Annotated in this window: 22 protein-coding genes; 13 read left to right on the forward strand and 9 right to left on the reverse strand. The window is 37.0% G+C overall.

What is annotated here, in order from left to right:
* Nucleotides 1-43 precede the first annotated feature (43 nt).
* The 7 genes from HH_RS06230 to HH_RS09815 all read left to right on the forward strand — a co-directional run bounded on the left by HH_RS06230 (nt 44) and on the right by HH_RS09815 (nt 5646).
* Nucleotides 44-1399, forward strand: coding sequence for a TolC family protein (locus HH_RS06230; RefSeq protein WP_011116127.1), 1356 nt, complete (start codon nt 44-46; stop codon nt 1397-1399).
* Between the two features lie 21 nt (nt 1400-1420).
* Nucleotides 1421-2395 carry an HlyD family secretion protein gene (locus HH_RS06235; protein ID WP_011116128.1) on the forward strand — a complete coding sequence of 325 codons (975 nt, stop codon included), beginning with the start codon at nt 1421-1423 and terminating at the stop codon, nt 2393-2395.
* A gap of 69 nt (nt 2396-2464) precedes the next feature.
* Complete coding sequence (gene rpmB / locus HH_RS06240) at nt 2465-2653, forward strand: 50S ribosomal protein L28 (protein ID WP_011116129.1); 189 nt, start codon at nt 2465-2467, stop codon at nt 2651-2653.
* Nucleotides 2654-2670: 17 nt separating this feature from the next.
* On the forward strand, nt 2671-3798 hold the full coding sequence (locus HH_RS06245; protein WP_011116130.1) for a potassium channel family protein: 1128 nt from the start codon (nt 2671-2673) through the stop codon (nt 3796-3798).
* On the forward strand, nt 3791-5005 hold the full coding sequence (gene argJ, locus HH_RS06250; protein ID WP_011116131.1) for a bifunctional glutamate N-acetyltransferase/amino-acid acetyltransferase ArgJ: 1215 nt from the start codon (nt 3791-3793) through the stop codon (nt 5003-5005). Before HH_RS06245 ends, argJ begins: the two co-directional genes overlap by 8 nt.
* A 115-nt stretch (nt 5006-5120) precedes the next feature.
* Entirely contained in the window at nt 5121-5342 is a 222-nt protein-coding gene (locus HH_RS06255; protein ID WP_011116132.1) for a YdcH family protein, read from the forward strand.
* Nucleotides 5343-5520: 178 nt separating this feature from the next.
* Nucleotides 5521-5646, forward strand: a complete 126-nt coding sequence (locus tag HH_RS09815) for a hypothetical protein (RefSeq protein WP_011116133.1) — start codon at nt 5521-5523, stop codon at nt 5644-5646.
* A gap of 185 nt (nt 5647-5831) precedes the next feature.
* Here HH_RS09815 and HH_RS06260 read toward each other — a convergent pair whose 3' ends face one another.
* From HH_RS06260 to HH_RS06275, 4 genes are read right to left on the reverse strand one after another with little or no spacing between them, the layout of a single operon-like run.
* Nucleotides 5832-7199 (reverse strand): NFACT family protein, encoded by a 1368-nt coding sequence (locus tag HH_RS06260; RefSeq protein ID WP_011116134.1) that lies wholly within the window; start codon nt 7197-7199, stop codon nt 5832-5834.
* Between the two features lie 22 nt (nt 7200-7221).
* The gene (locus HH_RS06265) at nt 7222-8763 is read right to left on the reverse strand and encodes an AAA family ATPase (RefSeq protein ID WP_011116135.1); all 1542 of its coding nucleotides are present in this window, start codon (nt 8761-8763) and stop codon (nt 7222-7224) included.
* 14 nt (nt 8764-8777) lie between these two features.
* Entirely contained in the window at nt 8778-9683 is a 906-nt protein-coding gene (locus tag HH_RS06270; protein WP_011116136.1) for an NAD(+)/NADH kinase, read from the reverse strand.
* Between the two features lie 8 nt (nt 9684-9691).
* Nucleotides 9692-10300, reverse strand: a complete 609-nt coding sequence (locus HH_RS06275) for a hypothetical protein (protein ID WP_011116137.1) — start codon at nt 10298-10300, stop codon at nt 9692-9694.
* Between the two features lie 239 nt (nt 10301-10539).
* Between HH_RS06275 and yedE the strand changes: the two genes are divergently transcribed.
* The 6 genes from yedE to HH_RS06300 all read left to right on the forward strand — a co-directional run bounded on the left by yedE (nt 10540) and on the right by HH_RS06300 (nt 15225).
* Nucleotides 10540-11766, forward strand: a complete 1227-nt coding sequence (gene yedE / locus HH_RS06280; RefSeq protein ID WP_011116138.1) for a selenium metabolism membrane protein YedE/FdhT — start codon at nt 10540-10542, stop codon at nt 11764-11766.
* Between the two features lie 11 nt (nt 11767-11777).
* Nucleotides 11778-12017, forward strand: coding sequence for a sulfurtransferase-like selenium metabolism protein YedF (yedF, locus tag HH_RS06285; protein ID WP_011116139.1), 240 nt, complete (start codon nt 11778-11780; stop codon nt 12015-12017).
* 71 nt (nt 12018-12088) lie between these two features.
* A complete protein-coding gene (locus tag HH_RS09820) occupies nt 12089-12211 on the forward strand; it encodes a hypothetical protein (protein ID WP_011116140.1) in 123 nt (40 codons plus the stop codon).
* A gap of 51 nt (nt 12212-12262) precedes the next feature.
* Entirely contained in the window at nt 12263-12808 is a 546-nt protein-coding gene (locus HH_RS06290; protein ID WP_041309108.1) for a hypothetical protein, read from the forward strand.
* Nucleotides 12809-13035: 227 nt separating this feature from the next.
* A complete protein-coding gene (locus HH_RS09225) occupies nt 13036-14289 on the forward strand; it encodes a BspA family leucine-rich repeat surface protein (RefSeq protein WP_050720613.1) in 1254 nt (417 codons plus the stop codon).
* Between the two features lie 324 nt (nt 14290-14613).
* Nucleotides 14614-15225, forward strand: a complete 612-nt coding sequence (locus tag HH_RS06300; RefSeq protein ID WP_011116144.1) for an outer membrane beta-barrel protein — start codon at nt 14614-14616, stop codon at nt 15223-15225.
* Between the two features lie 56 nt (nt 15226-15281).
* Here HH_RS06300 and HH_RS06305 read toward each other — a convergent pair whose 3' ends face one another.
* The 5 genes from HH_RS06305 to pta all read right to left on the reverse strand — a co-directional run bounded on the left by HH_RS06305 (nt 15282) and on the right by pta (nt 20311).
* Nucleotides 15282-16478, reverse strand: coding sequence for a hypothetical protein (locus HH_RS06305; protein ID WP_011116145.1), 1197 nt, complete (start codon nt 16476-16478; stop codon nt 15282-15284).
* A 22-nt stretch (nt 16479-16500) separates the two neighbouring features.
* The gene (locus tag HH_RS06310; RefSeq protein WP_011116146.1) at nt 16501-17409 is read right to left on the reverse strand and encodes a J domain-containing protein; all 909 of its coding nucleotides are present in this window, start codon (nt 17407-17409) and stop codon (nt 16501-16503) included.
* Between the two features lie 123 nt (nt 17410-17532).
* On the reverse strand, nt 17533-18081 hold the full coding sequence (locus HH_RS06315; RefSeq protein WP_034364989.1) for an isochorismatase family protein: 549 nt from the start codon (nt 18079-18081) through the stop codon (nt 17533-17535).
* A 9-nt stretch (nt 18082-18090) separates the two neighbouring features.
* The gene (locus HH_RS06320) at nt 18091-19296 is read right to left on the reverse strand and encodes an acetate/propionate family kinase (protein ID WP_011116148.1); all 1206 of its coding nucleotides are present in this window, start codon (nt 19294-19296) and stop codon (nt 18091-18093) included.
* A gap of 19 nt (nt 19297-19315) precedes the next feature.
* A complete protein-coding gene (gene pta, locus HH_RS06325) occupies nt 19316-20311 on the reverse strand; it encodes a phosphate acetyltransferase (RefSeq protein ID WP_011116149.1) in 996 nt (331 codons plus the stop codon).
* Between the last annotated feature and the right edge of the window lie 39 nt (nt 20312-20350).

A 20350-nucleotide genomic window follows, 5' to 3' on the forward strand; every position in this document is an offset into this window, starting at 1 on the left:
CGCTAATATAGATTCTAACGCAATTTCGATAAAGAGGCAAATAATGAAAAAATGGATATTCTTGTTTGTGGGGGTAGCTTTGAATACTCTACAAGCAGAGTATTTGGAATTAGAGAGTGCCTATAAGCAAGTTTTACAAAATAATGATGGATTAAAATCTACGCAGAGTGCAGTTGATAAACAAGAAAAGCTCAAGAATGCAACCAAAATGCTTTACCTCCCTCAAGTCTCACTTGATGCATTTTATATACATTTGCAATCACCGATGAATACACATCTTTTTAATGCTTCTGAACTTGGGAATCTTGGTGGCATTGGCGGTATTGCCCCCTTGCTCGCACGACCTATCACTCTACAAGATCAAAATATTATCTTTGGTGCACTTAATATTATGTATCCGCTTTTTACAGGTGGTAAGCGGCATTTTGCTAATAAACTTTCTGACATTGCCTTTGATGATGCACTTCTTACCCTTAAACTCAAAGAGTTAAGCCTTTTTGAAGATTGTGCAAAACTTTATTATGGTGTGGTATTAGCCCATCAGATTCTTGATACACTCCAAGATGCAAATGAGGGACATCTCACGCATTATAAAAATGCACAAAAACTGCAAGAAAAAGGGCAAATTGCACGTTTAGAAACACTCCAAGCCCAAGTAAATTATGATAAATCAACGATTGAAGTGCAAAAAGCAAGCGATAATCTCAATATTGCTGTTATGGCGTTTAATGCAATGTTGAATAGAGAATATAATGCACCTTTTGAATTAACACCAAACATTGATATTAAACAAGATGCGATATTACAAAATGTGGATTATTTTGTAAATAAAACACTTGAAGTCTATCCAGCTTTGCATATAATGGATAATCAAGTTAAATCTACACACGAACTTTCGCATATTGAATTTTCTTCATTTTTGCCAGAAATAGGAGCTTTTGGAAGTTATATGCTCAATGATAATAGCTCCTTGCTTGATAAAGCTATGCCAAATTGGTATGTGGGTATAGGTGCAAGGTGGTCTCTTCTTTCGCCTAATGGGAGAATCCAGAAATATCAAGCAAGCAAAATAGCTTCTATTCAAGCAGAGTTTGCTACTTCGCAAGCTAGAAAAGATTTAAAAACGCTCTGTGAAAAAACTTATAATGAAGTCCTTTCATATAAATCACAATATTTTAGTCTTGATTCTTCGGTTGAGCTTGCCAAAGAGAATCTAAAATTGCGTCAGAAGGCATTTTTGCAAGGTATGAGCACAAGCACAGAAGTAAGTGATGCGCAAAATGCTCTCTCACTTGTTCTTATTGAGCGCCAGAGTGTAGCATATAGCTATGCAATTTCACTTGCGCGACTTCTTGCTTTAAGCGGAGAGGTGGAAAGATTCTATGGATTTTTTAATTAAGCAAAAAATGGGAGAGAAGATATGAAAATAAATATCAAGCTTGTAGCATTAGTCGTTATAGCTTTGGCATTTTTATTGTGGCTCGTGGTAAGCTTTAGTCGTGCTTATGAGCCAAAGGAAAATAGAATCTACGCCCAAGTGCAAGCACGTGAATACGCTATTAGCTCTAAGGTTGCAGGACGAGTGGAAAATATCTTTGTTAAAAAAGGAGATATGCTTAAAAAGGGTGATTTGGTATATAGTATTGATTCTCCAGAGTTGCAAGCTAAGCTTGAACAAGCAAAAGCTGGGTATCAAGCAGCAAAAGCTCTAAGCACAGAGACGAAGCAAGGCGCAAGAGTGGAGACTATCCAATCAGCAAAAGATGTTTGGCAAGGTGCTAAAACAATGGCGAACCTTGCTAAAAGCACTTATGAACGCATAGAATCCCTTTATAAAGATGGTGTAGTGAGCCAACAAAGGCGTGATGAAGCATATGCAAACTACACTACTGCCAAGCATAATGAAAATGTAACCTATCAACAATACAAAATTGCTCTTGATGGCGCAAGTGCCGAGACAAAAATAGCTGCACAAGCCAAAGAAGATGCGGCAGCCGGACAAGTAAATGAAGTTGAAAGCTATGCTAAAGATACTCAAGCTATTGCACCAACAAATGGAGAGGTAAGCAATGTTTTACTGCACGAAGGTGAGCTTGCACCTAGTGGATTCCCTGTGGCATTGATGATTGATATGAATGATGCGTGGATTGTCTTTCATCTTCCCGAATATCGTTTAAAAGATTTTACTAAAGGTGCGACTTTTGAAGCATTTATCCCCGCTTTGGATAAAAGAGCAGAATTTAGAGTAGAATTTGTCTCTGTTATGGGAGATTTTGCTACTTGGAGAGCCACAAGTGCGTCTAAAGGTTATGATGTGAAAACCTTTGAAGTTGAAGCATATCCTACCACTCCTATTGAGGGCTTACGCGTAGGTATGAGTGTGCTTATTGATTAGTTTAAGGTAGTTTTGGGGTAATTTTTACTAAAATGCATAGCTTATTTAATTTTATAAAAAAGGTCTGTTATGGCAAGAAAATGTTTTTTCACAGGTAAGGGTCCTATGGTTGGAAACAATGTAAGTCACGCAAATAACAAAACAAAAAAGCGTTCTTTGCCTAATCTTCGCAGTATTCGACTTAAACTTGAAGATGGAACAAGCGTAAGAGTAAAAGTTGCCGCTTCCACATTGCGAACGATAAAAAAATATTCTTAAACTGAGCTTTATCTATCTTGTTTGCAAGATTTAAGAAATTTCTTCACTGGGGCAATACCCCGAAACCAGACATTTCTTTAGCTGGTGAGCTCTACGAGCAGCTCAAACCCTTTAGACTTCCGCTTATTCTTGTTCAATTTTTTCTTCTTTTTGGCACATTAGGGTATTTAGCATTAGAAGATTATGATTTAATGCAGGCATTTTTTCAAACTTCTTATACTTTTACAAATACAGGATTTGGCTCATTAAAAGAAAATGAATTTAGCACAATCACTATTTTTTTCACTGTTATTTTAATGGTGTGTGGAGCGGGAGTTGTAACTTTTAGCGTGGCATTTATTATGAGTGTGGTGAATAATGGCACTCTTATTAGATTAATTAAGGAGCAAAAAATGGTATATAAAATTGCGCGTTTGCAAAATCATTATGTGATTTGCTATCACAATGAATTTACTACTGAACTTGCCCAGCAGTTTTTAGAAGCTCATATTCCCTTTGTCGTGGTGGATAATTCTCCTGATTTTGAAGTCCAAGCCCAAAAGCATAAGTATCCTTATTACATTATTGATGACCCACATACGCATATAGCTATGCTCAAATCTCACCTCTCAAGTGCAAAAGGTATCATAAGCTTTTCTAAGAATCCTGCGGATAATATTACTATGGTGGTGAGTGCACGTATCTTTGAAGAAGAGCTAAGAAGAAAGCCTTATTATATTATCGCTAACGCTAATTCTCAAGAAGAGAGCAAAAAGCTTAAAAAAATAGGCTGTGATGCCGTAATTTCTGCCTCTAAGCTTATGGCACAGAGAATCTCTGCAATGGCAGTGCGTCCTGATATGGAGAATCTCCTTGAGCGGTTTTTATATCAACGTGATACGCCGCTTGATTTGGAAGAAATTATCGTGCCACGTTATTCGTGGCTTGTGCTAAGAAAGCTTAAAGAAGCACATTTCCGCGATGTTACAAATGTATCTGTGGTGGGACTAACGCAAAAAGATGGCGTTTATATCACTATGCCAAATGGTAATACAATTGTTTCAAGCGAATGCAAACTCCTTGTGATTGGCACAAGTGAAAATATTCGTGCTACCAAACGTTTGATTATGAAAAAGCAAAAACCAAGAGAGGTTGATTATGTTTGAGATTATTCCTATTAAAGGTGGTGTCAATGCGCCACAGGGATTCTACGCAGATGGTGTAAGTGCGGGATTAAAGCCTCCGCTTCCTAATGGTGCTCCTGCACTTGATGTAGCATTTTTATATAGTGAAGATGTGCTCAAGCCCTTTACACTTTTTACGAGTAATCGTTTTCAAGCAGCTCCCATAACGCATTTTAAACACTTTATAAAAGGCAAAGAGAGTAATTTCGTGCTTATTAATACCAAAAATGCAAATGCGATGACAGGAGAGAGAGGGGTGCAAGATGTGTGCGATATTTTATCATCACTTACGCAAAAATTTCCCTTTATACAAAACCCTATAATGTCAAGCACAGGCGTTATCGGGCAGTATCTCCCTAAAGAGAAAATAATTGCTTCTTTTGCCTCCTTTGATTTTAATGCTAAGTGTGAAAATGCTCACACTCGTGCTGCTGATGCAATACGCACGACAGATGCTTTTAGTAAAGAAATCGCATTAAGGGTGCGACTTGATAATGGTGAGAGCTTTTGTATTGGAGCTATGGCAAAGGGAGCAGGTATGATACAACCTGCTCTTGCAACTATGCTTTGTTTTATCACAACTGATGCACTTGTACCTCAAAATGAAGGTGATAGAATCTTGCGTGAATGCGCTAAGACAAGCTTTAATGCTATTAGTGTAGATGGCGATATGAGCACGAATGATTCCGTATTTTTGTTTGCCAATGGACGCAGTGGGGTATATAATGAAGCGGCTTTCAAAGAAGCATTGAAAATGATTATGCACAAACTTGCTACTGATATGGTAAGAGATGGCGAAGGTTCTACTAAGCTTGTAGCCTTTGAAGTGTGTGGCGCAAGAGATGAATCACAAGCTATATGTGCTGCAAAAGCCCTTACAAATTCACTTTTGGTAAAAACTGCTATTTATGGGGAAGATCCAAATTGGGGGAGAATTGCCTCAACAATCGGTGCAAGTGGTGTAGAATGCAATGAGGAAAGTTTGAGAATCGCCTTTGATTCTGTGGTAGTATTTGATAGAGGGCAGATATGTTTTGATGAAGAGAATGAAGCAAGGGCAGCGGCTGTAATGGAACAAGAAAGTTTTAGAATCACTTGTGATTTGGGCATAGGTGAGGGACATTTTGTCGCTTATGGTTGTGATTTGGGCTATCGCTATATAGATATTAATGCTGATTATAGAAGCTAGATTCTGTTGTATTTTTGGAGATTTTAAAAAGTAGTATGATTTTAGAGTAAAAAAATGCGCTATTATTGAAAATATTCTATAATAAAGTATTGAATTTGCCCCAAAGGAGTAGAAGATGTTTCACGAATATAGAGATGAGGTTACTGCGCTCAAAACAAGTGATGCGCATTTTGCAAAAATTTTTGATGAGCATAATGAGCTTGATGATAGAATTAAAAAGATTGAAGATGGCGAGGAACTTATGAGTGATATGGAGCTTGAGGTGCTCAAAAAACAAAAGCTTCGCCTCAAAGATGAAGCCTATGCAATGATTTTAGAATATCGCAAATCCCATTAGTTTTTATTATCTTTGTTGTTCTCTTTGCTTGAAATACTCTATATGATAATGAGAGTTTAAAGAGAACTATTGTTATCACAACAAAGGCTATAAACAAACTTGTAGTTACATATATTGTTGAAGTAAAAGAAAGTAAAAAACTTAAGAACTTATAGCTAAAAAACACATAGCCACTAATATGAATTCGCTAAATTCTATTCTGCATTACAAAATCATTGCTTTTTTAAGCACCACAAATTTACAAACCTTGCGTGATACACTAGGCTTTGAAGTAACCTATCATTTACAAAAGGTAAAGTATTAGGGAATGGCTATCTCTACACAGATGTATTAGAATCTAAGAGAGACAATCCAACAATCAAACCATTTCAAAAAGACACTCAATATAGAATTACAAGCACAAGATGAGGAATCCCAAAGAGGTGTAATATCTCTAGCATATGGCATAAGTTGGGTTGTAGTGGTCTATTTCATCTATAAAAACAATCCCTATGGATATTTATATTTTATACTTTTATGCTTGGCATAAGTTACTTGTGCATTCTGCGCGGGTTTGACAAATCGCCGCTTGGTATAATCCACTACAAAATCACCACCACCTTTACGCACTGCATATAGCCCTACAAGAATCTCCACACTTTTTTCAATCACGGCATTTGTGGGCATTGTTTTCCCACAATGTATGATTAAATGTGCACTTGGCACATCTTTAATATGAAACCACAAATCATCAGCCTTTGCAGATTCTAAAAGTCGTTGATTTTCCTTTGCATTGCGTCCTACACTAATTTTGAATCCCTCAATAAAAAAACTCTCTATATCCTTTGTTTGCGTAGATTTATCTTTGGTTTTGGGCTTTTTATCTTGAGTGGCAAATATATTACTTAACTCATCGCATTGCTCTATAAGTGCAATTTTATCAGAGAGAAAATCAATCTTATCTTGGAGATTCTCTATTTGTTTATGGAGATGTTGAGCTTTTTTATGGTATTTTTTGCTTTGAGTGAAATACCAATTTCCAGCTTCTTGTAAATCTCTAGCAAAAGCAGGAAGTTCAATCTCTAGCACTCCGCCATCAAAATCTTGCAAGGATAAATGCGATGAGGTGATTTTATGCGTTGGCAAAAGATGTAATGAGCCAAAAAGCACTTCACCATAGTGTGCGTATTGCTTTGCAGATGCTAAGAGCTCATCATATTTTGGCAGAGTATGAAGCATCTGCAGGAGATTCTCTTTTTTTGTGTGCAGGGATTTAAGCAAAGCTTGTTTTTTGGTATTGTGAGATTGGCAATATCTCTCCACATATGCACGATGAAGTAAGTCCAGCGTTTGACTAAGTGAGGGGATTTCCTGTGGTAATGGCTTTTTGGAGGGTTGAGGTAGAGGTTGAAGCACTTTGCCTACACGCACTTCACGCCACGATTTACTAAGTGGAATGTGTCGCAATGCTTCAAGAACTACAAAGCTTTCATCACATATTATGACATTTGTATGCTTTCCTGTAAATTCACATATGAGCCAAAAATATTGGAGTTTGTAGTGCCCCTTTTGGCTTATGAGAATCTGTAAGATTCTATTTTCTCCATCTATGCGCACTTGTTCTATTTTTGCATAAGTAGCACAACGAGCTAGTTTATTATCAAATGGGGCTTTAAACTCTTGTGTATTGAGTATTTCTTGCTCATTTATAAATGCACCACTTTGAGAGCGCGTCATATCAAAATAGATTCTATGTTTATTGCCTTGTTTATCTTGGCAGAGGAGCATAAAGAGGTTTATTTCTTTGCGTTTAAAACATAAGATGTTTTCCATATTTTGCAGATATGTGCTTATACCCTTTAATAATGCGAGATTCAATGCCCTGCCTTTAATGGAATAGCTAAGTTTTTAAATGTGCTCTTGCAAACTCAAGTGCTTGTGCAGTAATTTTTGCTCCACTAATAATGCGCGCAATTTCTTGCACTCTGCCCTCTTCATCAAGCTTTGTAACTATGCTTTTTTCTCCTTGTTTTTGCACAAGATAATGATTATCTGCCAAAGAGGGCATATGCGTTTGATGAGAAATAGCAAAGATTTGATAGCTTTGGGAGAGCGTTTTAAGAATCTTTGCTACACCCTCACTTTCCTCCCCGCTTAGATTCGCATCAATTTCATCAAGCACTAAAATCCCACTGCGCGGTTCAAGTTGTGTATCAATGCACATTATCGCAAGTCGTAAGCGATTATATTCCCCAGAGGAGAGCACATCTACACTGCTATTGCCAAGTTTTATTTCGCATAAGCTTTCCCCACTTTCATTCATTTTCACATTTTCTATTTTTATGTTGCTTTGGTTTAACCTAAGCTCTGCGCATAATTCTTGAAACAAAGCATTAAATTGCGGCACAAAGCGTTCGCGGTTTGTATGAAGCAGTTGGGCATTTTTTTTGCATTCTAGGGAAAGTTCATCTACACGCTTTTGCAAATGCTGTTTATCAAAGCTTAGATTTTCATATTCTTGGAGTTTTTGCTTTTGTTCTTCAAGGTATGCTAGTGCTTCTTTAATGCCACCAAATCGGCGGTTAAGCTCGGAGAGTGCGGCAATTTTATCTAATATTTCTTCAGGATTAATCTCTGCTAAGTCCTCCAAACGCTCTTCTTGGGCTTGGACAATCGCTTCAAATTCATTTAAGCCTTCAATAAGATTGGGGCAGCTTTTATCCACAAGCCCCAAAAATTCTTCAAAACCGCGTGAGAGTTCAAGTGCTTGACGCACCTTATATATTTGCTCTTTGATTTTTTCTTGCTTGGAGAGCATTTTTTTAAGGGTAATGAGCTCTTCATATTCGCCCTCTTTTGGATTTATAGATTCTATTTTGGCAATTTCAAATGCTGCAAACTCTTTTAAATTAGCAATATTTGCCTCTTGAGCTTGTATATCACTTAATTTTTTGTGGGCTTGGCATAATGCTTGATAATCTGTTTGAAACTGATTGAGAATCTCCTTGTGTGTAGGATTTTCACGCGTGATAAATAAATCAAGAATCTTAAGAATATTTGCAGGTTTGAGTTCATCTGCACCTTTTGTGCTGATATGCTTTGCGAAGCCTGATACTATTTCATAGAGTTTTTTTTTGGAACTTGATGCGTGGTTGATGAAATAACGTGTTTTATCTTTTTTGAGAATGCTAAGAACGATTTCATTTTCATTATCATTTGGAATGCCATATTCTAGCCAATCAAATGTGGGCAAATCAATCTCAATGTTTGCTTCAATGAGGTCGGCATTGCTTTCTTTAATCCCAAAAATTGCAAGCAGAGATTCCATAAATACTGACTTACCACTGCCACTCGCACCACTAAAAACATTAAAGCCTTTTTGCACATATAGCTCTAAATCACTAAAAGCGGGGGAATTATGGATTAAGATTCTCTTAACCATTTTTACTCCTTGTTTTAATGCTCCTCACCCCATTTAAATTTTTCTTTTAAAACGCTGAAATAATCTCGTGTAGGGGGATACATCAGCATAGCACTTTGGGGCAGAGCTTGAATTTGCACTCTATCAGAGGGCATAATATCAATCATTTCTTGCCCATCAATGATAAGTTTTGCTCTTTCTTTGGCATAAAATTCTAGCATAAATTCATCACTTAAGACTAATGGGCGCTGCGTGAGCGAATGTGGTGCAATGGGGGTAAGCAAAATGTTGCGACAATAAGGATAAATAACTGAACCACCTGCACTAATATTATATGCGGTAGAGCCAGCAGGCGTGCCGATGATAAGCCCATCACATCTATAAGTATTAAAATATTTTCTATCAATACTTGCATCAATATGCACCATACCGCTTAATTCGTGTTTGGAGATAAGAAACTCATTGATGGCAATAAGCGTTTGAGTAGGAGTTTGGTTTTTATTGTCTAAATTGTTTTCGTATGCGGTATTTAAGGTAGAATATATACGCGCTTGAAGCACGAGATGTTTTTGCAGAGTGTAATCCCCACTTTTAAGATGAGAAGTAAAGGTATGTAGATTTTGAGGCATAAGTGCCGTAAGAAAGCCTAATCGTCCTGTATTAATCCCCATACAAGGTAGTTCATATTCAAATGCGCGGCGAAGCATAGAAATAAGTGTCCCATCGCCACCAAGGCTAAAAAGTGCATCACATTGTGTAGCAAGCTGATGAAAATCTCTTCCTAAGAGTTCAATCATACCCCCACTAATGCTTTCTAATATCACTTCAATGCCAGCATTATTAAGCTCTTCTTTTATTTGCAAAAAAGTCGTTTTTAGCTCCGGGCTTGAAGGGCGCAAGATAACGCCAACTTTTGTAATAGGGGCATTATGAGATTTCATTTTAGAGTCTATTCCACATAGTATGCGCGGACAACAAATCCCCTTTGATTTGCCTTTTGCTGACTTAAGCCCTCAAATGCTGCGACATTTGGCATTCTTTTGCTCACTATATAAATAGCCTCTCTTGCGCGAAAACTCGCTAATCCTTCTTGTTTAAGCTCTGGGCTTAGCCCTGCATAAGGGAGATTATCTACCACGCCTGAAATCTCAAAAGCCACAATTTTATTATCTGCCCTTGCCATTGCTACAATACCACTTGTAAGCTCTTCAGTGCAGTTTTTTGGCATACCCCAACGTCCTATTTTCATATTGACACAACGTGCCACGATTTTATCTTTTGGTTTGATAGAATAGCGGAGTTTCACAGGAGTGCTCTCTTGCTCTTTTTTTAATGCTTTGGTTTGGGCTTTTAAACGTTGAATTTGCGTGTCTTTAGAATCAAGTTCAGATTTTTCTATTTTTTCTTGCTGTAAAAGATTAGATTCTATTTTTTCACTAATATCCTCAAGCGAAATATCAGAATCTGCTGCTATATAATAATATACACCACCAAGAGCCACTAAAAGTAGCAGGACAAATATTAAAAAAATTTTTATTTTTGATGAATTCCTTTCCATAGCTATACACTCCTTGTATATGTCAAAAGCTAGAGGTTATAACGCCTTTGGTGCTCCTTATTTTTAAGGAATATAAGCAAAAAATATTCCACCATAAGGTTAAGATTCTATTAAGTCGCTGTAATATACAATCTTAAATCTATCTTAGAAAGGCTTTCGTGTAAAGCATTACATTAGAGACGCATCATACTTCTTTTTCTTACGCACTCTAATTTTATTTTGTTATTTTGGGGAATGTTATGTTTGAGGATTTCAAGCAAAGATTCCTAGTCAAATTTTGGTCGCCTATGCCCGCGATTATCGCACTTGGCGTAATGGCTGCTTATTATTTTGGTTTGACTGGGACTTATTGGGCTGTTACAGGTGAATTTACGCGTTGGGGCGGACATATTATGAATCTTTTGGGTGTGGATACAAGCACTTGGGGTTATTTTAAGATTCTAGGTTTGCAAGGAACACCGCTAGATAGGGTAGATGGCGTGATGATTATTGGAATGTTTACAGGGGCGTTTGCCGCTGCGGCAATGGCAAATAATGTCAAGTTTCGTTTGCCTCAAAGCAATATTAGAATCGCTCAAGCCCTTATCGGTGGGATTATTGCAGGATTTGGTGCGAGGATTGGTATGGGTTGTAATTTGGCGAGTTTCTTTACGGGGATTCCACAATTTAGCTTGCACGCGTGGTTTTTTACGATTATGACGCTTGTTGGTGTGTGGCTAGGCACAAAGGTTGTTTTACTCTCACTTTTTCGCTCTCATACAAAGCTAGAGAAAGTCAGTGCGCAAAAAGACATTGGAAATAGCAAAGAAAATCAGAGTAGGGCAAAACTCCTTTTTGCACTTGGTGTTTTGGTATTAGTTGGAATTGGCGTTTGGGTAGCGTATCTAATGGCGTATGGCAATATTCCAGAGGGTAAGAAGATTCCGATTTTAGCACTTGCAGTTGTATTTGGTGTGGGATTTGGCTTTATCATCTCACGTGCGCAGATTTGCTTTACTTCTGCCTTTAGGGATTTATTTATCACAGGGCGTGGATATATGGCAAGAGCGGTGATTGTTGGAATGATGGTTTCAACTATTGGCGTTTTTAGTTACATTATGCTTGGACTTCCGCCTAAAATTATGTGGGCTGCGCCAAATGCAGTGATTGGCGGATTGCTCTTTGGCTTTGGTATTGTGATTGCAGGAGGGTGTGAATGTGGCTGGATGTATCGCGCGGTTGAGGGGCAGGTGCATTATTGGATTGTAGGTGTTGGTAATGTCATTGGCTCTACGCTTTTGGCAGCGACTTGGGATTATTATTCTGTGCCGCTTGCGACAAGCTTCCCTAAAATCAATCTTTTAGAATCCTTTGGTAATTATGGCGGCTTGGTGGTAAGCTATGTGCTGCTTTTTGCATTCCTTGCCTTTGTGCTGTTTCTTGAGCGGCGATATTTTGCCAAAAATAAACGATTTGAACGCGCATAAAGGAGGAGAATATGCAACAAGAAATTATCCCAAATTTTAGATTAGACTTGCAAGGTGAGCCTTGCCCTTATCCTGCGGTAAGAACTCTGGAGGTTTTGCCTGAGCTTAAAAGTGGCGAGATTTTGGAAGTGCTAAGTGATTGCCCACAAAGCATTAATAATATCCCCATTGATGCGAAAAATCACGGCTATGAAGTGTTAGGAGTAGAGCAGCTAGGAGCCACGATAAGGTATCTTATCAAGAAGCCTTAAAATATGCAGATTAAGATGTTTAAGCAAAATTATTTTATAATGCGACATTTTAAAACTTCGGGGGAGTAGCAATGGCAAGAAAGGCTTGTAATATAATTAAAGATTCTTACACACATAAGATTTCACAGAGTGAATCTACTAATCCCCCCCCCCCTACTTTTATTGCTTATGTATTAAAGCCTAATTCCTCTTAATATTTTCGTTAAGTTATAAAGTAAATTTAAGAAAATAATCAAGGAGAGAAAATGAAAAAACAAATTGTCTTTGGATTTGTGTTTTTAGCTTGTGTGGGGGCAGTTGCATTTGGAATAAAGGCATTAAGAGATTCTAAATCTCTTGTTTCTGAAAATGTAGAAAGTGTATTGCTCCAAGATACTCAAAACAATATTGCCACACTCAATAATGCCGATTCTACTTCTACTGATGTATCTCAAAATCCAAATGAGACTTATATATTACCTCCTATAATCCCAGAAGTGCCACTTCCTGAAGGCTTGGAAGCCAAAGATTTTAAGTTTAACCAACAAGATAAACCTCATTTCAAGCACCCATACGACCCCGATAATTACACTTATGACTTTCCACTATTAGAGTTAAAAGATTCTCAAGGACATTCATTATTTGAACTTCCTGATAAACCCACTGAGATGATGATACCCGTCAATCAAAAAGATAATGAAATCATATATGCTACACCCTATTTTATCCTAAAAGAAAATACTTTAGATAAATCTTTTGGTGTAACACTCATAGGAAAGAATGAAAAAGCTATTTTAATGTTTGGGGAGTAGACCCAGAAGAAACTTGTTGCCAATTTTATTCTATACCCAATGGGCTAGAGTTCAGCGTTGATTTTGCAAAAGTTGTAGGGGATTATTTTATTTTTTATGATTCACAAAGCAAACGCACAGCCATAGCAAGAATACTTTATGATGGTGAAAAGAAACTAGCTCATTGGTGGCTTTATAATCACGGCTATATTGAAGTTACTGAAGATTTTGAAATAAATGGTCTTTTGTTGTCAGATGATATTTTTAAGTCTGTATATTATGATGGTATTTATGGAGGACAAAATAAATCCGCAGAAGCTGAAGAATCCGAAGTAATGTATATAGCTATTGACGACAAGGGTATCTTTCACCCAAAGGATAAATATGAGCTCTATCACCTTCTCACCTCTGAAAATATTGATTTTAAAAATATTGACACAAGCAACATTACAAATATGAGCTTTTTGTATGCCTTAGAATGCGAGCTTGATTATGGTGATTTCTTCTCCTTTTGGGGGTGTATGCGAGATAAAAATGCACCAAGTTTCCAGCCTAGTGATTTTTCACATTTTGATGTCAGCAATGTTACCAATATGTCATATATGTTTGCAGGAGTAACTTGGGAGTTTGATGGACTTAATGAATGGGATACCTCTAAGGTAGAAAGTATGGAGGGTATGTTTGCGAATGCGAGCGCATTCAATGCACCTTTGGATAAATGGAATGTAAGTAATGTTAAAAATATGCAATTTATGTTTACAGGAGCAATAAGTTTTAATCAACCATTAAATGCGTGGAATGTCAGCAATGTAAAAAATATGAGCGAAATGTTTTGGAATGCAGAGAGTTTTAATCAACCTCTTAACCAATGGAATGTGGAAAATGTTGTAAATATGACATACATATTTAAAAATGCCTCTACCTTTAATCAAGACTTAAATATGTGGAAAGTCTCGCGTATGCTTGAAATGGAATATAATTGTGATTGTCTTGCGGAAGAAACTTTTAAGGGCACACCTTTAGAATCTCATTTGCCAAATTGGGTTTACAAGCTGACAGAGAAAGAACAAGCAAAGCTTGAAAGCATACCCAAGAAAGGAATTATATATTACCCACAAGATAAAGAGGAGCTTATTTTATTGTTGAGACAACCCATACGAATAGCTCTTGATCATATTGATACGAGTGCTATTACAGATATGGCAGGATTATTTTCTGAATATGTCTATTATCGTCATTCTGGTTGCCAAATACAAAAGTGGAATGTGAGTAATGTTAAAACAATGAGGGCTATGTTTAAAGATGTAAAATCATTGAATTGCGATTTGAGTGGGTGGGATATTTCTAATGTAGAGGATATGAGTGAGATGTTTGAAAACACTTCAATGTCTTTTTCGCTTGAACAATGGGGAGAGCAGCTAAAGAGCAATGTAAAACAAGAGGCGATGTTTAAAAATACACCTTTAGAATCTAATCTACCACAATGGTATAGAAAAAAGTAAATCTACCCTCAAAAAGGCGTATCAAAAATATCATTTCACACAAGAATTTTATGTCGCGTAGCATTTGATACGCACACACTTCAAATTTTTCCCACTAGCAAATGCACGCCACGCAATGCACTCACAAAGCAAGGCAAACCTACGAGTGAATATGACTACGCACTCAACAAACACAGCCTTAACATTCTCTCCATATTGCTACATTTTTCTACATAAATATATTTTTACACCCCAAAATTTTACTTAAGAGCAAAATTGGTGAAGAAAGGGCTGTAGACTTTAAATAGCGTTTAACGCAAATTTATTAATATAAGGTGGTTTTTAATGAAAACAATCAAAAAATATAAATATATAATAAGTTCTACTCTTGCCCTTGCTTTGGCTAGTTCTACACTTGTAGCTGAAGAGAGTAGTGGATTTGTAGGTGTTGGTGTAGGCTATGGTGGTTCTCAATTAAAAGCTGGTAGCGAAAAGCAAAACTTAAGTGGCATAAGCTATGAAGTGATTGCTGGTTATAAGCAATTCTTTACTCCTAGTTTTGGATTGCGTTATTACATAAACTTCGCTTATGCAGATGCAAGTGGAAAAGTAAAAGGCACAAGTGAGAAAATCAAAGGGAATGTAATGGATTATGGAGTAAATGTTGATGCACTTTATAATTTTATTACAGGTGGCAATACAGATTTTGGTGCATTTTTAGGACTTGGACTTGGTGCTAACTCTTGGGGTGGCAGAGATTTCAAAGATAGTAAAATAGATAAAACAGGTTTAAATCTCGCACTCAATGTTGGTTTGCGCACAGAGATTGCTAAAGCACACGGCATAGAAATAGCAGCTCGTGTGCCTTTTATTGCTACGACATTAGATGAAAGTGAACCAAAAGTAACAGCCTCACATACTTATAATGTTGGTGTGAGATATATCTTTAGTTTCTAGGATAACTCCTCCAAAAGTTAATGTTCTCACACACTAGAGCGGAGTAGATTCTATACTTAATGATAGAATCTACTTAACTGCGAGTTGTGGATATAGCCGTATATAGCTCCACTGCCATCAGTTACATTAGGTGGAAAATACACGACAGGCAGCCATATTGGTTTCTCTCTATCAAGCATAGCATTTATCCACTGCAAACGTTTTATGCCTCCACAAAGTTGCCCGCAATAGTCGTCTATATTGTTGTTATAGGTTGCTAGTAATATGCTACTCTCTCCGTATATATGTGCTTGATAAGCATCTTTAAAAGTAAGCGGTGGATTTGCGACACAATCCTTTTGTAAAGTGCAATCTATGCGATAGGAATCTTTATATTCATCATATATAATAAGTCCTTTTTCAAGATTTAAGGCTTGTGCTTGATTTGAGGGCATATCTTTTTTATAAATACGAGTGAGAATCTTGCCATTTGGGCTTTGGCGGAGATTGATATATTCATCTTTTGAATTATATTTAAGAATAAAGCCATAATCCTCTGCCTTTGGGCGAGGAAAATACTTCACTACCACATCGCCCAAAAGTTCAATGGAGATGAGTTTAGCATCTGCAAAATAATGAGCAGAGTAATTAAAATGTGGGTTTGTTTTGATTTTTTCTTGTTTGGCATATTTGATAGATTCTGTATAATCACTACTGCTTGTTCTATAATTTTTTAGTCGCACTTTTGCCCTTACTGCACTTGCGCCATAAATTGGCTTTGTGAGAGATGGAGGTAGAGTATTATTGCTTGAATGCTCATTGCGCCTTATAATTTCAATGATAATGCGGGGGTCATCATCAAAATGCTCTTTCCACCACTGCAAATTTCTTAAATGTATGCCAAACAATTTGAATGCGTCTGCATTATAAGACATATACGAAAGAGAACCAAAATTGGTATAGGGAAAAACAAAAGGTATTTGCTTTAAAGTGGCAGTATCAGGGTAAAAGTTCAATACACTTAATACACCAATATGACCATAAAGTTTGTGCATATTCATACCGCCATAGTCGGCTAATTCTAAAACGCCGCTTAGCTCTATCTCGCCATTATAAATCGCCCAATAACCCCATATTTTTGCAATATCAAGTGAGGAGTGAGTAACTTCCCCTTTTTGCTTTAGCTCTGGAAAGTGTCTTGTAGCCTTGTATTGTTCTGCATTAAGATGTATAAAATGAAAAATTAAGAATAAAAGTAGTAAAACAAAACGCATCTCCCCCCTCCATTTGTATTTGCTAAGAAGCTTTTGTGTAGCTTTTAATCCTCTCATACGCTTCTTGAATCTTCCTAAATCTGTCATTATAGCTTTCAACAATTTGTTCATCTTGCCCAAATACATTATCGGGGTGATATTCTTTAGCAAGTTTAAGGTAGTTTTTTTTCACAAATTCAAAATCATCTTGATAATGGCATTCTAATGTCATATAGCAGTTTCGCAATATGCGTTCTTCTTCGGTAAGAAACGAATTTTCAAATTTACCCAAACCACCCCGATTTTTAAAGCTATCATAATCAAAGTCTAAAATGATATTGTGAATAACTTTAAAGCTAATGAGATTAATGATACTTTCCCAAAAGTAAGGCTTTGTGCTATCTAGATAAATCTCATCTCTATCACACCCCACATAATAATCCTCAAAAATATTTGCAATATATCGCCGAGCTACACTATTAGCTTGGTCCATTTTTAGCATTACGCGGCGCGTATTTAAGAGTCGTAAAGCAATTTTCACGCGTTGGATAAGCGAATTTTTTTTCACAATTTTAATGCGAATAGGCAGATAAGTAAAATCAAGCAAATATTTTAAATCTTGCAATGGCTCTTCAATAGGCTTCTGCATAGAATCTATCGCGTCTAAAGCTGGTTTTTGAGCCTTCTCTCCTAAATAAGGCAAATCACTTTGCAAAGAATCTAGAAAATGATGCAATTTTTGATGTTTTTCATCTTGCCCAAAAGCGTGATATGCCCAATTCACAAGATAATCTTTTTTGAATCTCTCGCCATCATCAAGGATAAGAATCGTGCTTGAGAGGCGATAACTTTTAGAGAAATATTTTTCTGCATAGGCAAGGGCTTTGTGAAGAAAATCACTCTCTTCCTCAACAGTGATTTGAATATATTTTTGCAAGAGTGTTACATTCATTGCCTGTGTCTATCCTTTGAATAATCTTTCATTTGTTGAGCAAATAAAGCAAAGAAAATTCCTTAAATGCCCTCTTTTAGAAACCTTTATATACAAAATCGGATTAAAGAAGACTTATTTAAATTATTTTACTAACGCACTGATTGCCTTAAAAGAGGCGTGCATAGAATCTCCTAAAATTGCAAAAAGAATAGATTCTGTAGGAAGCACATTTACCCCTTGTTGCGTGCGGAAAAAATCAAGCGCGAGATTATGATTAATCTCATTGCGCGAACTCAGCGCATCTGCGGCAAGTATACACTCATAGCCCAAATCCTGCGCAGCAATAACACTTTGCAGGACGCAAATATGACTTTCTATCCCAAAAAATACAAGACTCTTGCACTTACTTTTGGCGATATAATCTTTGATTTTTTTATCACCAAAGATACCAAAACTTGTTTTTTCTAATACTTTTGCATTTGGTGGCAATTTAATTGCATTATCCGTTTTGCCTAGTCCTTTGGGATATTGCTCTGTGATAAGCAAAGGCGCTTTTAGAATCTGCGCAGATTCTAAAAGAATATTAGTATTTTTTATTACCTCATCTTTATGAGCCATAAGCCCTAAAAGCCGCTCCTGCACATCAATGCAAATAAATAAAGTTTTCTTTGCTTTGATAAAGGGTTGCATTTTGTGTGCCTAGTCTTTAAGCTGTGAAACGATAGCTCTTGTATCTCGTGCGATGACAAGCTCTTCATTTGTAGGAATCACACACACTTTCACTTTAGAGTTTGCAGTAGAGATGATTGCCTCTTGCCCACAGATATTATTTGCCTCCTCATCAAGCTCTACACCCAAGAATTCTAAATGTTTTACAATCATACCGCGTATAAATTTTGCATTTTCACCCACTCCTGCACAGAAACTCACAGCATCTACTCCATTCATCGCCGCACAATATGCGCCTACATATTTCATTACACGATAAGCAAAAGCAAGTCGGGCAAGTTTGGCGCGTTCATTTCCGCCTAAATCTGCATCAAGCAAATCTCTAAAATCACTTGATACGCCAGAAATACCTAACACACCGGATTTTTTATTTAAAACATTTAAAATGCTTTGAATATCTAAATCTTCACGTTTTGAGATGTATTCTAAAATTGCAGGGTCTAAATCTCCACAGCGAGTTCCCATAATCAAGCCCTCCAATGGCGTTAGTCCCATACTTGTATCTACACATTTACCATTTTTAATCGCCGAGATAGATGAACCATTGCCTAAATGACATACGATGATTTTAGAATTATGATAATCAAGCCCCAAAAATTCTGTTGTGCGTTGAGAGACATATTTATGGCTTGTCCCGTGGAATCCATACCTTCGCACTTTGTGTTTTTCATACCATTCATAAGGCACACCATAAGTGTAGGCTTGTGGTGGCATACTTTGATGAAATGCTGTATCAAAAACTGCCACCATAGGAGTATTTGGCATTTTTTGCTTACAAACATCAATACCCATAAGGTTTGCTGGATTATGTAGTGGTGCTAAATCTGAACATTCTTTGATATGTGCAATAACCGTGTCATTAATGAGCACAGATTCTTTAAAAAATTCTCCTCCGTGAACGACACGATGTCCAATGGCACGAATATCATCAAGCGAGCTAATTGCTCCATTTTGCTTATTTGTAAGAGCTTCTAGCACCATTTCAATGGCTTTAGTGTGATTTGGCATAGCTTCTTTTTTCTCACTTTTTTTGCCCTCTTTATTTTTATATTGTAAGACTGAACCCTCAATACCGATTCTATCGCATATACCATTTGCTAAGACTTTTTCTGTGTCAGTGTCTATAAGCTGAAATTTTAAAGATGAACTCCCACAATTAATGACTAAAATATTCATTTCTTCTCCTTGTATGAATTTATTTGGCTTGAAGTGCAGTAAGAGCTACTACACCCACTATATCATCAGCGCTACAACCACGTGAAAGGTCGTTGATAGGCGCACCCATACCTTGCGTGATAGGTCCATAGGCTTCCGCTTTTGCGAATCTTTGCACGAGTTTGTATCCAATATTTCCTGCATCTAAATCAGGGAATACAAGCACATTTGCTTTTCCTGCTACATTTGAACCTTTTGCTTTAGAAGCACCTACACTTGGCACTATTGCTGCGTCTAATTGAAGTTCCCCATCAACTTTAAGATTCTTATCTAAACTCTTAGCAATTTTTGTTGCTTCAACGACTTTATCAACATCTGGGTGTTTTGCACTGCCATAAGTTGAATGACTAAGCATAGCTACCATAGGTTCTTCGTGCATAATGGACGCGAAGCTTTTTGCACTTGAAAGAGCAATATGTGCAAGCTCTTCAGCACTTGGATTTTGACAAAGTCCGCAATCAGAGAATACAAATGTGCCATTTAATCCATAATCACATTGAGGCACTACCATTACAAAGAAACTTGATACAAGTTTAGAATCTGGAGCAGTGCCGACAATTTGTAGTGCTGCGCGCAATACATCAGAGGTTGCGTGAATTGCTCCTGCTACCATACCATCAGCCCTACCTGCTTTCACAAGTGCTGCGCCAAAATAGAGATTATCATTTACGAGGATTTCACGCGCCTTAGATTTATCCATACCCTTGTGAGCGCGCAATTTGACAAGTAATTCAATCAATTCATCAAGCAATGCGGTATCTGAAGAATGGAGAAAAGTCGCTTTTTTAAGCACTTGAGCATTATCTTGGTATGTGGAGAGGATTTGTTCTTGTTCTCCAATTAAAATAAGCTCTGCAAAGTCTTCATTTAGAATTTTTACCGCTGCCTCTATTGTCCTAGAATCTGATGTTTCAGGAAGAACAATCGTTTTTTTATTCTTCCTTGCCTGTGTTTTAATTGTATCAATAAAACTCATAGCTACTCCTCCAAAATAAAAAAAGTTATTAAGATTCAA

It is taken from the genome of Helicobacter hepaticus ATCC 51449 (assembly GCF_000007905.1).
In the GTDB taxonomy this organism is placed as follows: domain Bacteria; phylum Campylobacterota; class Campylobacteria; order Campylobacterales; family Helicobacteraceae; genus Helicobacter_C; species Helicobacter_C hepaticus.

Bases quoted from the DNA above. Each gene is read 5' to 3' on its own strand.
- HH_RS06255 (WP_011116132.1), top strand. From the start codon at position 5,121: ATGTTTCACGAATATAGAGATGAGGTTACTGCGCTCAAAACAAGTGAT.
- HH_RS06290 (WP_041309108.1), top strand. From the start codon at position 12,263: ATGAAAAAACAAATTGTCTTTGGATTTGTGTTTTTAGCTTGTGTGGGG.
- HH_RS06275 (WP_011116137.1), bottom strand. From the start codon at position 10,300: ATGGAAAGGAATTCATCAAAAATAAAAATTTTTTTAATATTTGTCCTG.
- HH_RS06315 (WP_034364989.1), bottom strand. From the start codon at position 18,081: ATGCAACCCTTTATCAAAGCAAAGAAAACTTTATTTATTTGCATTGAT.
- argJ (WP_011116131.1), top strand. From the start codon at position 3,791: ATGTTTGAGATTATTCCTATTAAAGGTGGTGTCAATGCGCCACAGGGA.
- yedE (WP_011116138.1), top strand. From the start codon at position 10,540: ATGTTTGAGGATTTCAAGCAAAGATTCCTAGTCAAATTTTGGTCGCCT.
- HH_RS06305 (WP_011116145.1), bottom strand. From the start codon at position 16,478: ATGCGTTTTGTTTTACTACTTTTATTCTTAATTTTTCATTTTATACAT.
- HH_RS09815 (WP_011116133.1), top strand. From the start codon at position 5,521: ATGAATTCGCTAAATTCTATTCTGCATTACAAAATCATTGCTTTTTTA.
- HH_RS06230 (WP_011116127.1), top strand. From the start codon at position 44: ATGAAAAAATGGATATTCTTGTTTGTGGGGGTAGCTTTGAATACTCTA.
- HH_RS06310 (WP_011116146.1), bottom strand. From the start codon at position 17,409: ATGAATGTAACACTCTTGCAAAAATATATTCAAATCACTGTTGAGGAA.
- HH_RS06265 (WP_011116135.1), bottom strand. From the start codon at position 8,763: ATGGTTAAGAGAATCTTAATCCATAATTCCCCCGCTTTTAGTGATTTA.
- HH_RS06270 (WP_011116136.1), bottom strand. From the start codon at position 9,683: ATGAAATCTCATAATGCCCCTATTACAAAAGTTGGCGTTATCTTGCGC.
- rpmB (WP_011116129.1), top strand. From the start codon at position 2,465: ATGGCAAGAAAATGTTTTTTCACAGGTAAGGGTCCTATGGTTGGAAAC.
- pta (WP_011116149.1), bottom strand. From the start codon at position 20,311: ATGAGTTTTATTGATACAATTAAAACACAGGCAAGGAAGAATAAAAAA.
- HH_RS06320 (WP_011116148.1), bottom strand. From the start codon at position 19,296: ATGAATATTTTAGTCATTAATTGTGGGAGTTCATCTTTAAAATTTCAG.
- HH_RS06235 (WP_011116128.1), top strand. From the start codon at position 1,421: ATGAAAATAAATATCAAGCTTGTAGCATTAGTCGTTATAGCTTTGGCA.
- HH_RS06300 (WP_011116144.1), top strand. From the start codon at position 14,614: ATGAAAACAATCAAAAAATATAAATATATAATAAGTTCTACTCTTGCC.
- HH_RS09820 (WP_011116140.1), top strand. From the start codon at position 12,089: ATGGCAAGAAAGGCTTGTAATATAATTAAAGATTCTTACACACATAAG.
- yedF (WP_011116139.1), top strand. From the start codon at position 11,778: ATGCAACAAGAAATTATCCCAAATTTTAGATTAGACTTGCAAGGTGAG.